General features: G+C 61.7%; 14 protein-coding genes. 9 read left to right on the forward strand and 5 right to left on the reverse strand.

Annotated elements, in window-relative coordinates; genetic code table 11:
- Positions 1-20: 20 nt before the first annotated feature.
- On the reverse strand, positions 21-398 hold the full coding sequence (locus ACYVHT_RS02730) for a VOC family protein (protein WP_460547685.1): 378 nt from the start codon (positions 396-398) through the stop codon (positions 21-23).
- A gap of 452 nt (positions 399-850) precedes the next feature.
- Here ACYVHT_RS02730 and ACYVHT_RS02735 point away from each other — a divergent pair, with 452 nt between their 5' ends.
- The 8 genes from ACYVHT_RS02735 (at position 851) to ACYVHT_RS02770 (ending at position 7,538) form a co-directional block, all read left to right on the forward strand.
- On the forward strand, positions 851-1,318 hold the full coding sequence (locus ACYVHT_RS02735) for a nuclear transport factor 2 family protein (protein WP_460547687.1): 468 nt from the start codon (positions 851-853) through the stop codon (positions 1,316-1,318).
- 116 nt (positions 1,319-1,434) lie between these two features.
- Positions 1,435-2,253: an alpha/beta fold hydrolase gene (locus tag ACYVHT_RS02740; RefSeq protein WP_460547689.1), complete on the forward strand. Its 819-nt coding sequence runs from the start codon at positions 1,435-1,437 to the stop codon at positions 2,251-2,253.
- Between the two features lie 18 nt (positions 2,254-2,271).
- Positions 2,272-2,994 carry a hypothetical protein gene (locus tag ACYVHT_RS02745; RefSeq protein ID WP_460547691.1) on the forward strand — a complete coding sequence of 241 codons (723 nt, stop codon included), beginning with the start codon at positions 2,272-2,274 and terminating at the stop codon, positions 2,992-2,994.
- Positions 2,995-3,079: 85 nt separating this feature from the next.
- Positions 3,080-3,937: an alpha/beta fold hydrolase gene (locus tag ACYVHT_RS02750; protein WP_460547693.1), complete on the forward strand. Its 858-nt coding sequence runs from the start codon at positions 3,080-3,082 to the stop codon at positions 3,935-3,937.
- A 168-nt stretch (positions 3,938-4,105) separates the two neighbouring features.
- Positions 4,106-5,005 (forward strand): alpha/beta fold hydrolase, encoded by a 900-nt coding sequence (locus ACYVHT_RS02755; protein ID WP_460547695.1) that lies wholly within the window; start codon positions 4,106-4,108, stop codon positions 5,003-5,005.
- Between the two features lie 35 nt (positions 5,006-5,040).
- On the forward strand, positions 5,041-5,523 hold the full coding sequence (locus tag ACYVHT_RS02760; RefSeq protein WP_460547697.1) for a DUF302 domain-containing protein: 483 nt from the start codon (positions 5,041-5,043) through the stop codon (positions 5,521-5,523).
- A gap of 59 nt (positions 5,524-5,582) precedes the next feature.
- The gene (locus ACYVHT_RS02765) at positions 5,583-6,074 is read left to right on the forward strand and encodes a DUF302 domain-containing protein (RefSeq protein WP_460547699.1); all 492 of its coding nucleotides are present in this window, start codon (positions 5,583-5,585) and stop codon (positions 6,072-6,074) included.
- Positions 6,075-6,098: 24 nt separating this feature from the next.
- Positions 6,099-7,538 carry an MFS transporter gene (locus tag ACYVHT_RS02770; RefSeq protein WP_460547701.1) on the forward strand — a complete coding sequence of 480 codons (1,440 nt, stop codon included), beginning with the start codon at positions 6,099-6,101 and terminating at the stop codon, positions 7,536-7,538.
- Positions 7,539-7,777: 239 nt separating this feature from the next.
- On the opposite strand, the gene ACYVHT_RS02775 is transcribed toward ACYVHT_RS02770, so the two are convergent.
- The 3 genes from ACYVHT_RS02775 to ACYVHT_RS02785 form a co-directional block, all read right to left on the reverse strand.
- Positions 7,778-8,365 (reverse strand): Crp/Fnr family transcriptional regulator, encoded by a 588-nt coding sequence (locus tag ACYVHT_RS02775; RefSeq protein WP_460547703.1) that lies wholly within the window; start codon positions 8,363-8,365, stop codon positions 7,778-7,780.
- Positions 8,366-8,479: 114 nt separating this feature from the next.
- Positions 8,480-9,757, reverse strand: a complete 1,278-nt coding sequence (locus tag ACYVHT_RS02780; protein WP_460547705.1) for a dihydroorotase — start codon at positions 9,755-9,757, stop codon at positions 8,480-8,482.
- Between the two features lie 78 nt (positions 9,758-9,835).
- Positions 9,836-10,819, reverse strand: a complete 984-nt coding sequence (locus tag ACYVHT_RS02785; RefSeq protein WP_460547707.1) for an aspartate/ornithine carbamoyltransferase family protein — start codon at positions 10,817-10,819, stop codon at positions 9,836-9,838.
- 856 nt (positions 10,820-11,675) lie between these two features.
- Between ACYVHT_RS02785 and ACYVHT_RS02790 the strand changes: the two genes are divergently transcribed.
- Positions 11,676-12,017 (forward strand): hypothetical protein, encoded by a 342-nt coding sequence (locus ACYVHT_RS02790; protein WP_460547709.1) that lies wholly within the window; start codon positions 11,676-11,678, stop codon positions 12,015-12,017.
- Between the two features lie 23 nt (positions 12,018-12,040).
- On the opposite strand, the gene ACYVHT_RS02795 is transcribed toward ACYVHT_RS02790, so the two are convergent.
- Complete coding sequence (locus ACYVHT_RS02795; protein ID WP_460547711.1) at positions 12,041-12,763, reverse strand: DUF92 domain-containing protein; 723 nt, start codon at positions 12,761-12,763, stop codon at positions 12,041-12,043.
- Between the last annotated feature and the right edge of the window lie 34 nt (positions 12,764-12,797).

A 12,797-nucleotide genomic window follows, 5' to 3' on the forward strand; every position in this document is an offset into this window, starting at 1 on the left:
GTTTTAATAGGAAAGAGGATTCAGCTTTTATGAACTAGTTCGATTTCATAGCCATCGGGGTCTATTATCCAGGCTGCGTAATAGCCGGGATAGTATTCCGGGAAAACCCGTGGTGCTTCCTTGCTCTGCGCGCCCTCGGCCACCGCAGCTTCGTGGAACGCGTCAACCGTTGCATGGTCTTTCGCTACGAACCCAACATGCAGGCCATTGGCACTGGCCTGGCCTTCTTTCAACCAAAAGAAGATGGTTTTGCCATCGCCAAAACCCTTCAAATCGGGGTGGCCGCTCTCGCCTTTGAAGTCCATTGTCATGGCGATGCCAAGGGGTTTCAGCACCTGGGTGTAAAAAGGAACGGAGCGTTCAAAATTGTTAACGGGGAGGATGACGTGGTCTATCATGGGGTTGTTTTTGTTAGGGCAAAGGTAGCTTTCCCTAAAAGCGCCTACTTTGTTTTAAAGGCCTATTTTGCTTTGTTGAGAGGGCCAAGGTCTTGGGCAAAAGTCATCCTGCATTTCTGCCAGTTGCTCGCTGCTGCTTCACCTCAGCTTAGCAGGCGATGAGCTTAGCGGGGGTTGGGCAATTGGGGTTAACCCTAATTGCCCAACCCCCGCTAAGTATCCAGAAACCTTGCTGTACCTATCCAGAATTCCTGGATTACTCCAGCGAAGCGTCTTCCCGGAATACGTCAGCAAACACAATGCAGTCACCGCACAAAGCAAGTCAATTACCTTAATTACAACGTGTTATATCCTATTAAATTACTGCGCTACAGCTGCACGAAGGTTTGAAAAGTGGGTGGCACAACCCTTGATTTATCCGGCGTAAGAATCACTCCTTCCTATCCTGCGGTATGTCGACTTCCAAGCAAATCATTGAAGGTATCTACCATCGTATCCAGGAAAATAATTTAAGCAAAGTGTTGCCCCTGCTCGACGAGCACGTGCAAATCCACGTGCCGGAATCCTTGCCGTTTGGGGGCATCTACCACGGCCGGGCCGGCTACATCAAGCTATTCTCGGCCATCACCCAAACCTGGGCCAGCCTGCGCACCGAATCCATTCAGTACTTCACCCGCGACGGGGCCCCGGACGATGTGGTGGTGGCCACCGGGGAGCTCATGGCCCAGCTGCGGCGGAATAATGCCCCCTACGCCATGCCGTTTATGAACCACTGGCACCTGAAGGACGGTAAGGTGACGGAGCTCACCGTTTTCTACTGGGACACGGCCTTGCTGCTGGCCACCTTCCACAAAGACCTGCCCGGCCCGGCTTCTTCCAACGGCCGTTACCCGGTCGGCCCCGAAACGCCTCAAGGCTGACCGCTCGCAGCCCCCTCGCTACGCCTGCGCCACCACGCACAAAACGCTGCCCCCAGGTAGGGGCCAGCTCGGCACCGCCTGCCCGAATTTCTTCCACCATTACCCCTAAAAACCCCATGAAAAACAACAAACTCCTAAAACCCAGAATCCTCTGGGCTGCCCCGCTGCTGGCCCTGGCCCTCGTGCTGGCCTCGTTCACCCTGCTGAAGCCGGAAAAGAAAGCCAGGAAGACCTTTGTGCTGGTGCACGGGGCCTGGGTGGGCAAGTACGCCTGGGACAAAGTGAAGCCGATGCTGGAAAAGGCCGGCAACAAGGTCATCGTGTTCGACCTGCCGGCGCACGGCGACGACCAGACGCCCCTGGGCGAGGCCACGATGGACAACTACGTGAAAACGGTGTCGGCCTACATCAACAAGGAGCCGGGCAAGGTGGTGCTGGTGGGCCACAGCCTGGCGGGCATGGTAATCACCCAGGTAGCCGAAAGCATCCCCAACAAGATTGACAAGCTGGTGTACCTGTCGGCCTTCCTCCCGCAGAATGGGCAGTTCGTGCTGGGCATCCCGGACCCCAACAGCCTGTTTGGGCCCAACCTGGTGATGGCGGCCGACAAGTCGAGCGCCACCATCAAGCCCGAGGCCATTGTGCCCATTTTCGCGTCTGACTGCTCCGACGACATCAAGAAAATGGTGGTGGAGCGGCACCGTACCGAGCCCTTGCAGCCCTTCACGGCCAAGGCGGCCGTGACCGACGCCAACTTCGGCCGGGTGCCCAAATACTACATCGAAACGCTGAAGGACGTGGGCGTGAGCACCAGCCTGCAAAAACAGATGGTGGCGGCCAATGGCCACGTCGTGAAAGTATTCACCATCGACAGCGGCCACACCTCCTTTTTCGCCAAGCCCACGGAGCTGGCAGGCATTCTCAACAGCCTGTAAGCGCGGCACCGCCACCGTATGAATAGCTTGTTGCGAAAAACCATTGAGGCCCACGGCGGCCTCGAACGCTGGCACCGGCTGGAGAGGCTGACCGTGAAAGCGAAGTTCGGCGGCGGCCTGTGGGGCATCAAGGGCCAGGCCGAAATCATGGCGCATGAGTTGGCCGTGACCGTGCAGCTGCACCGCGAATGGACCTCGCACCGGCCCTTCGGCGCGCCCGACCACCGCACCGCCGTGACGCCGGGCCGGGTCCTCATCGAAACCACCGCCGGCGCGGTGGTAGAAGAACTGCTGAACCCACGCGCGTCCTTCGCCGGCCACACGCTCTACACGCCCTGGACGCCGCCGCAGCTGGCGTACTTCATCGGCTACGGCATGTGGAACTACCTCACGTTTCCCTTCACCTTCGCGCTGCCCGGCTGCCGGATTGCGGAGCTGGGGCCCTGGGAGGAAAACGGCGAAACCTGGCAGCGCATGCAGGTCACCTTCCCCGACTCCATCGCCACGCACTGCCCGGTGCAAACCTATTACGTCGCGGAGGATGGCCTCATCCGCCGGCACGACTACGACGTGGACATTAACGGCGGCACGCCGGGGGCGCATTACTTCTCGGAGCACACCACGGTGGCGGGCATCACGCTGCCCACCCAGCACCGGATTTTTATCCGCAACGCGGATTTGACCCACGAGCCCGAGCCGCTGATTGTGTCGATTGACGTGCGCGCCATCGAGTTCAGCTAACCCGGGCAACCGGCGCAGCACCACCTGAGCCGGGCCATCCCAGGCGCTTCCAAACCATTCCAACCACCCCCTTACAACTTTCATCATGCGCTACATCAAAACGGGCACCGATGCCGCCGGCAACGACCTCCACGTCCACTACACCGACCTGGGCCAGGGCCCTGCCATCGTGCTCATGCACGGCTGGCCGGCCACCCACGCCATGTGGGAATACCAATTGGCCGAGTTGCCCAAGCACGGCTACCGCGTGGTGGCCCACACCCGCCGCGGCTTCGGCCTTTCCGACCATCCCTGGGACGGCTACGACTACGACACCATGGCCGATGATTTGAAGGCCGTGCTCGACCACCTCGACTTGCAGGACGTGACACTGGTGGGCTTCTCCATGGGCGGCGGCGAGGTGGCCCGCTACATGAGCCGCCACCACGGCGCCCGGGTGGCCAAAGTGGCCTTCATCTCGGCGGTGACGCCCTTTTTACTCCAGTCCGAAGCCAGCCCGGACGGGGTGCCCCAGCAAATTTTCGACATGTTCGAAAGCGCCATTAACGCCAACCGCTTCGGCTTCCTGACCGATTTTGCCAGGCTCTTTTTCGGCGTCGGCCCCTTCAATCCCGCCGTGGACCAGCCCACCTTGGATTGGATGCAGAGCATCTGCCAAACGGCCTCGCCCCGCGCTACCACTGAATGTATCCATGCCTACAGCGCCACCGACTTTCGCGCGGACCTGGCCACCATCCAAGTGCCTACGCTCGTGATTCACGGCCGCGAAGACAAGATTGTGCCCATTGCCGCCGGCGGGGCCCGCGTCCCCGATTTCGTGCCGCAAGCGCAGTTCATTCCCTACGAAGGCGCGCCCCACGGCCTGTTTCTCACCGAGAAAAAGCGCCTGAACCGGGACTTGCTGGCTTTTGCCGGCGGCCAGCTGGTCGATAATCACGCCTAGCAAGGCCGTGGTCCGGCTGTCCGCAAGGAGGCGGAGCGCCTTTCCTATTGCAGGAGGAAGGGGCTGGCCTGGTGGCGGCACCTTCGCGCGGATGGCCGGACTAAGCGCTTTCAGCAGCTGAATTTACCCGCATACCCAGCACCCTACTTCATCTTCATCCAGTTTAGCATGGAAACTCCCCCATTCATTGAGCACCACATCCCGCGGGACAAGGGTAGCATTTACGTGCGTGATTACGCCGGCGCCGGACCAGCCTTTGTGCTCATGCACGGCTTTCCGGACAATCTGCTGATTTATTCGGAGCTGATTCCCTACCTCGTTGCGGGCGGGCGCCGGGTCGTGGCCTTCGATTTTCTGGGTTTCGGCGCTTCCGAGAAGCCGGCCGACGCCACCTACAGCTTCCGGCAGCAGTTCGGCGACCTGCTCGCCGTGGTGGAGACGCTGGACCTGGGCAAAATCGTGCCGGTGGGCCACGACTCTTCGGGCATGGCCGCGATGGATTTTGCTCTGGACTACCCGCAGCACGTCCATTCGCTCTGCATTCTCAATTGCATCTATTCGCAAACGCCTACCCTGCGCTACCCGGCGTTTATTGAGCTGTTTGCCAACGCTAGCCTCAGGGACTTTGGCCGGGCCCTGCTCCAAAGCCCGGAGCAGTTTGGCTGGGTGCTCTATTATCAGCGCGACCATTTTTTGCACGGCCTTACCGACAAGCAAAAAGTTCACAACAAAGAAGTTATCGGCACCATCATCGATAACAATTTCCGGCAGCAGCCCAGCGCCGGCCCGGCCTTCGCTCAGCTGACGGCCCAGTTCAACGACGCCGTGGCGCGCAATACCCGCCGGCTCTACGAGGTGGAGGCCCTCGACATCCCCGTCAAGATAATCTGGGGCGAAAACGACCCCGACCTGCACACGCAGCTGGCGGAAAACTTACAGGCGCACCTCAAGTATCCGGAGCTGCACTTCGTTGCCGCCGGCCACTGGCTGATGATTGATGTGCCCGAGCAGCTTGCCCATCTGATGCTCACCGAAGGCTCCGCGCGGCGGGAAAAGCAGGGCTTGTAATTTCTTTTCTATTCGAATCTCACAACCCCATTACCATGGAAACAATCACGCCGGTACGCCACCAGGTGGTGCACGTAAAGCTGCCTTTCGACCAATTCACGCACAACATTGAAGCCGCCCTGCCCCCGTTGGACCGGGCCCTGATGGATAAAGTCGGGACCGAGCCGGCCATGGTCGAAGCAGAGCTAGCCAAGCGGCATGGCCACGGTTTCCTGTTCATGCAAGTCGACCACGGCCTGCTGCTCACGATAATAGGAGCCCCGCGCAAGGCCAAGCTCTACGCCCTGGGCAATCCCCTGACGCTCTCCAAAATGACCCGGCTGGATATGCGGGCCGGGCTGTACGGGCCGCTGCACCTGCTGGTGTATGAAGACGACAGCCAGCAGGTAGTGGTGGAGTATGATTTGCCTTCCTCGGTTTTTGGGCAATTCGGCAATCCGGAAGTGAAGAAAGTAGCCGAATTTATCGATGAGCGGGTGGCCGAGCTGATTGCGGAATCCGACCAGGCAGCACACTAGACCATTTTCCCGGCGCCGGGTAATCCATCCTTCTCCCCTTTTCCTACTTGCAATTCCTCATGAACGACAGCATCGCCGCCAGCCATCAGGTCGTGAAGGTGGCCTCTTCCTTTGACCGCTTTACCCAGCACCTGGAAGCTGCGCTGGGACATCTTGACCGGACGATATTCGACCAGGTAGCAACGGCGCCGGCCCTGGTGGAGGCATACCTGAAGCAGCTCGGAGGCGAGCAGGAGTTAATCCTGTTTGGAATCGAGGACCACGGGGCCCTCTTGGCCATCATCGGAGCGTCGCGAAAGGCCAGGCAATACGCCATTGGCAACCCCCTCATTGCGCTGACCATGACGCAGCACGACATGCGGGCGGCCCTGTATGCGCCGCTGCACGTGCTCGTGTACGAGGCGCCCAATCAGCAAGTCTGCGTTGAGTACGACCTGCCCTCCTCGCTTTTCGGGCAGTTTGGCAACGCCGAAATAACGAAAGTGGCGGAGTCGCTGGATGGAAAACTCGCGACGCTGCTTGCGCGCGTGGATGCCCAGGGGGTGCGTTAGCCCCCGCGCTGTTCGCACACTGCCATGCGCCAGCTAGTTGATTCCCCTGCTTCCAGCGAGTCCGGAGCGGCGCCGCCGTCCGGCTTGCTGCTGCTGCTCGTTATCCTGACGGCCCCGCTGCTCTCGGTGCTCGACGTGTTCATCGTCAACATGGCCCTGCCCGCCATCCGAACCGACCTGCACGCCAGCGGGGCCGACCTGGAGCTGGTCATTGCCGGCTACCTACTGGGCTTTTCCGCCTTTCTCATCACCGGCGGCCGGGCCGGCGACCAGTATGGCCGGCGGCGCATCTTTGTCGCGGGCCTGGCGCTGTTCACCCTGGCGTCCTGCCTGTGTGGCGTGGCCCCCAGCATCGGCCAGCTGGTGCTGTACCGCTTCCTGCAGGGGGTTACCGCCGCTTTCATGGTGCCCCAAACCATTGCCCTGATTCAGGTAAACTTTCCCGAGGCGCAGGCCCGCAACCGGGCCTTTGGCTACTACGGCATCACGCTGGGCCTGGCTTCTATGCTGGGGCTGTTTTTAGGCGGCTACCTGGTGGGCACGGCGTGGGGCGTGGCCGGCTGGCGGCTCACGTTTCTGGTCAATCTGCCCATTGGCATAGCCGCCACCCTGGCCGCCTGGCACCTGCTGCCCGAGACGCTGCCAAACCGCACCCAACGTTTCGACTTCCGGGGAGTGGCCCTGCTCACGGCCGGGCTGGTCGGCGTGATTTACCCGCTCGGCGTGGGGCACGAGCTGGGGTGGCCCCGCTGGAGCCTGGCCTTGCTGCTAGGCGGTGTGTGCGTATTGGCCGGGTTTGTAGGGCAGCAAGCCCGGCTGGGCCGGCGGGGCGGCAATCCCCTGTTGGACGTGGGCCTGTTTGCCTACCCCTCCTTCAATCTGGGGATGGGCGTGCTGGTTTTCTTCTTCAGCGTGCACAACTCGTTCTTGCTGATGAGCACGGTGTATCTGCAGAGCGGTTTGCACGTCGATTCCTACGCGGCGGGCGCTACGTTCCTCTTTCTGGGAGCGGGCTTTCTGGTGTCGTCCTACGTGTCTATCCGCTACATCGCCCGCTTCGGGCGGCGCCTGCTGCAGTTCGGCCTGCTGCTGATGCTGACGGCGCTGGCGCTCCAGCTGCGGTGGGCGCCGGCGTTTGCGGCTTCCACGGCGGGGCTCAAAGCCCTGCTGCTGCTCTACGGCCTGGGCAACGGCCTGGTCATGCCTTCGCTGCTGAACGTGGCCCTGCGCGGCCTGCCCGCTCGCTTTGCCGGGGGGGCGGCCGGGGTGTACTCCACGTTTCAACAGGTGTCCTCCGCGCTGGGGGTTACCGTGATTGGCGGGCTGTTTTTCTCGCTGTGGCAGCCTGGCCAGGCTGCCAGCTACGTGCACGCGTTTCGGTTTGGGCTGGGAGTAGATATCGCCTGCCTGGTTGTGGCCGGCGTCCTGCTGGAGCAACTCAAGGAACCGAAGGAAACCTTTTGATTACAAGCGCGATAAACAGGAGTCGCGCGGGCTGCCCTATTCTGAACGTGGCGGTGGAAGCCGACGACGCGCCGCCCAGCGCTTCCCGCCTGACCTGTTTTCAGGTCTGCGTTAAAACGAATGGTTGAGACCGGCACCGGCGCCCTCACGCCCAGCGTGGGAGCCAGAAGGGCTCGCCCCGCGCACCTTCCAATACTCGGCTTAGCCAAATGACGACTCGCTAGCTGCAGGACCGGCGGCTAATGCGGGGCTTCTTTGGTGCCCCCGCGGATGCGGCTGAGCGAGGTATCGGTGACGCCCAGGTACGAGGCAATGTACTTGAGGGGCGCGTGCAGCAGCACTTCGGGGCTGGCTTTCATGAGCTTCTCGTACCGGGCGGTCGCCGTTTCCCGGATTTGGTCCAGCATTCGTTCCTGCATGGCGGCCAGCGTCCGCACGAGAACCGAACGGCCGAACTCCCGGAACTCTGGCCGCGCATGAAACAGCGCATTGAACTGCTGATGGGTCACCAGCCACCCTTCGCACTCGGTCAGGGCCTGCATGTACTGCTGCGAGGGTGTGCGGTTAAAGAAAGACGAGGCCTCGAAGGCCACCTGCCCGCCCGAATAGAAGCCGGTGGTGACTTCATTGCCTTCAGCGTCATACACAAAGGCCCGCAACAACCCGCGGTCCAGAAATAAATAGGCGTCGCTAACGCTGTCAGCGTGCAGCAGAAACTCGTTTTTGTGCAGACTTCGGTAGGTGAAGCTGCCCGCAATTTCACCGGCCTGCGCTGCATTGATAAAGCCGCCACGCTGTAGAAAAGCAATTAATTTCTCCTGAGCCATAAATGCTGGTAATGGGCGAGAAAGATACTTCAGGGAGCCTTTCTTCCATCTCCCCCCTCATCCCGGAATTCGAGGTGAATTCCAGGATGAGGTGGGCCTCAGCGCCACGAAGGGCTAGCGCTCCAGCAGGATTTCCGGACCTAGAATCACCAGGTCGACCCGGCCTTTCAGCGTCTGGTCGATGAAGGGCGTGTTCTGGGATTTGGATTTCATGAAATCCCGCGTGAAAGTCGTTTCCGCCTCGGTATCGAACAGGACGCAGTTGGCCTCCTGACCGATTTCGATGGCGGCAACCGGCAGGTCCATCAGGCGGCGGGGCTCGGCCGAGTAGCGCTTCACCACCAGGTCCCACCCGAATTTGCCGGGCTCGACGAAGAAGTGGTGGAGCGAGACCAGGGCCGTATCGAGGCCGGTGATGCCGTTGGGCGCGCTGATGAAATCCTGGGCTTTTTCGAACGGCGTGTGCGGCGCGTGGTCGGTGGCAATGAGGTCGAAGACGCCTTCCTTGAGCCCTTCGAGCAGCGCGTCGCAATCGGCCTGCGTGCGCAGCGGCGGGTTCATCTTATAGTTCGTGTCGTAGTCGCCGATGTGCTCGTCGGTGAACAGCAGGTGGTGCGGGGTCACTTCGGCCGTCACCTTCACGTCGCCGCGCGATTTCCACCAGCGGATGGTTTCCATGCCGACCTTGCTCGACACGTGCTGGATGTGCACGTGCGCACCCGCCGCGTGCGCCAGGCGGATATCGCGGTCGATGATGATTTCCTCGGCGCACGCCGGCGAGCCCTTGATGCCCAGCCGGTAGCTCATCACGCCTTCGTTGAGGGCGCGCGGGCCGGCCAGCTCCGGCACCTCGCAGTGGCTGGCGAAAAACATCCCAAACTCGGTGGCGTACTGCATCGCCCGCAGCAGCACCGCCGGGTCGTTGGTGGTGTCGCCGTCGTCGGTGAGCATTTTCACGCCGAGCTGACGCATGCCCTCAATGCCCGCCAGCTCCTTGCCTTCGCGGTTTTTGGTGACGCAGCCGGAGGTGTACACCGGAATGCGGGACCGGTGCTTGGCGTTTTCCAGCACGTTGTCCACGGCCGTAGCCGAGTCGAGGGCCGGGCTGGTGTTGGGCATCATCACCACGCCGGTTACGCCGCCGTTGATGGCTGCCTCGCTGCCCGTGGTGATGGTTTCCTTGTTCTCGAAGCCGGGGGCGCGGAAATGGACGTGGGCATCGAACATGCCCGGCATCAGCACCCGGCCGCGCGCGTCGATGACGCGGGCACCCGCCGGGATGGCCAGGCTGCTGCCGATGTCCTGAATTTTTCCTTCGACAATCAGGACATCGCCCTCGACAAGCACGGGTGAATTTTCGGAGGCAATGCGGGCGTTTTGAAGGAGAAGCATGGGGTAATAATTGCTGTAAACCGCAAGGGTTATGGGAGTGGGAGGTTTAAAAAGGAGTCAGCCGGCGCGGGCGGTACGTCAGGGCAAAATCACCGGCGCGCCGGCCCGCTGCCGCGTGGCGTAAGTCGATTCCTGCTTCGGAAACTCCCCGCCCGGCGTGAGCCAGTCGAGCACGGCCATGCGAATGGAGATGCCGTTTTCGACCTGGTTGGTGATGAGGCTGCGCTCGTAGTCCATCACGGCATCGCACAGCTCCACGCCCCGGTTTACGGGGCCGGGGTGCATGATGTAGAGGCCCTTGTCGCGGATTTCCGCCAGCCGGGCGGTGGTGATGCCGTACACCCGGTGGTATTCGCGCACGCTGGGGAAAAACTGCACGTCCTGCCGCTCCAGCTGCACCCGGAGCAGGTACACCACATCGGGTGCCCAGGCCATGGCCGCCTCGTAGTCGGTGAAGCGCGGGATGCTGGCCGGCACGTACTTGGGCACCAGCGAGCCCGGGCCGAGGTACGCCACCTCGACGCCCAGCTTCTGGAGCAGCGTGCTGGTGGAGCGCGCGACGCGCGAGTGGAGAATATCCCCGATGATGAGGACCTTTTTGCCCCGGGGGTCGGGAAATTTCTCCCGGATGGTGAAGGCATCGAGCAGGGCCTGGGTGGGGTGCTCGTGCGCCCCGTCGCCGGCGTTGATGACCGAGGCCGTGGTCTGCCGCGCAATCATGCCGGGCAGGCCGGGATGGCTGTGGCGCACCACAATGTAGTCGGTGCGCATGGCCTGGAGCGTCTCAATCGTCTCGCGCACCGACTCGCCCTTGGTGATGGAGGAGTGGGCGACGTCGAAGTTCGTGACCTCCGCCGAGAGGCGCCTGGCCGCAACTTCGAAGGAAGAGTGCGTGCGGGTGCTGGCCTCGTAGAACAGCATGAGCACGGACTTGCCCTCGAGGGCAGGAATTTTCTTCACCGAGTGGGTGAACAGCTTTTTGAAAGACGTGGATTGGTCGAGCAGGAACTCGATTTCCTCACGGTGAAGGGTTGCGATGTCGAGCAGGTCTTTACGTGCCATACCGAAGTTGAGGAAAAGTGAGGTGGTCTAGTTAAAACGCAACGGACATAAAAAAACCGTTTCGGAATCCGAAACGGTGGCGGGGCAACAATCAGAAAAACCAACGGAAATGCCAAAGGCAAAATCGGGAAAACCGATAGCGACGAAGACCTTCCGGTCTGCTCGCGGGCTTCTGCCAAGCAGCGCTCCGCGCTTTGCCAACAAGTTTTTTGGTTGAAGCACGATGCAAAATTACGGCATTGTTACGCCCGGCAATTCATTGGCAATGTTAATTTTTTTCGCGCTGCCTTTCTTGAATTTTATTTTCAACCTAACGGGCTAAACCATGCGCTTTTGCTCATGGCTTGCACCAGCAAAAAAATTATGGCTCGCGTAACCGATTGCCTGGCAAGCACAATCCCTCTTAATTTTGGCTCTTTATTCCGCTGCCCTGGCTGCCGGGCCGCCGTTATCCGGCAATTGGCCCCGGCGCGTTAGCCCCGCACCAAGCGCCGGTGTCTGCGGCTCACCAGCCAGCTATTTCCAGAATATCATCGGGTTGCGAATCGGCGAGGGCGGGTACAACTCTGAGCAACAGCCGGCACGGCGGGCCGGGCCTGGGCATGGGCGCCGGCCACCGCTTTCTTCTTTAACGAATCCAGCGCCGGCCCGCTTCAGACGGGCGCGTAGCGCGCACCTTTGGGGTGCGGGCACTGCCTCAGGGCTCACTTCGCCCACGAGCTGAATCTGCTCCTGGCCTTAATGGCATCATCGTACCGGGGCCGCTTGCCGGGCCGGAAAGCCGAAAAGCGCAACCTTTTGAAAACGGGACAGTAATTATAGAGAAATTCAATTATTCTCTGCAACTACCCTGCTCATGTATCCTTCCTCCTTTGCCCTCTTTGCCCGCGCGGGCAGTGCCCACTGGATGCGCTGGCTGCGGCGCAGCGTCAGGCTCTACCTGGCTTTGGATGAACCCCTGGTTGACAAACAACTGGTGCAGGACCAGCTGGTGCTGGTGGAGTGGCAGCTGGTGCGGCACCTGGTAGATGGCGATATGCCGACGATGGCCGTCACTACACAGGCCCGGGACATTGTGGACATGGCACAGGCCAACCTGCTGGGCTCGGAAACCGAGGTGAGCACCCTGCGGCGGGAAATGTCGGCGACGCAGGCAATGAGCCCCTGGCACCGCGCCTGTGCAGGCATCGCGGCCTGACGGCCGGCGGCACCGCCGGCCCGCTAGCGGCCAAGCAGTGCCAGGGCTCCGGCCGTGAGCGCCCCCACCAGCGTGTTGAGCAGGTTAACGGCATTATTCGAAACGTACTGCCGCCGCTCCAGCGTAGCTCCCAGCACTGAATCGGTCAGGTTGCCGACGGTGCCGGCCACCAGCAGCCACCCAAAGGCCGGGCCCCAGCCGTAGCTCAGGCCGTGCACTGCGGCCAGCAGGGCGCTGCCCGCCGCGCCCAGCAGCGTGCCTTCCAGGCTGACCACCCCGTTCAGGCCCCGGGTGTCGGGGCGCAGGGTAAGGATGTTGTAGTACCGGCGGCCGTAAACGTTGCCCAGCTCCGAGGCCAGGGTATCGGCAGCGGCGGCGGCGAAGCTACCGGCCAGCATGAGCCGCAACAGCGGGGCGTGGGCCGGCATCAGCCAGCCCAGCAGCCCCAGCAGGCCGGCCACGCCGGCATTGGCCAGCACCTGGCCGGCCGTGCGACGGCCCTGGTTTTCTTCGGCCAGGCCCAGGCGGTGTTTGTCGGCCACCTTCCAGGCCGAGGCAGCCGTGCCCAGGGCAAAAAAGAGCGCCAGCAGCGCCAGCCCCGTGAAGCCGGACCCGAGAAAGATAAGCAGCCCCAGCAAGCCGCCGGTTGCGGCAGCGGCGGGGGTGAGCTTACCCGCCCGAATGCTGTAGCCCATGCCCAGGCCCAGCAGCAGCAACACCAGGCCAAACTGAAGCGGAAAGGTCATCGGGATAAAAGTAGCGCCGAGCCGATGAAAACCA

The organism is Hymenobacter daeguensis, from assembly GCF_054780555.1.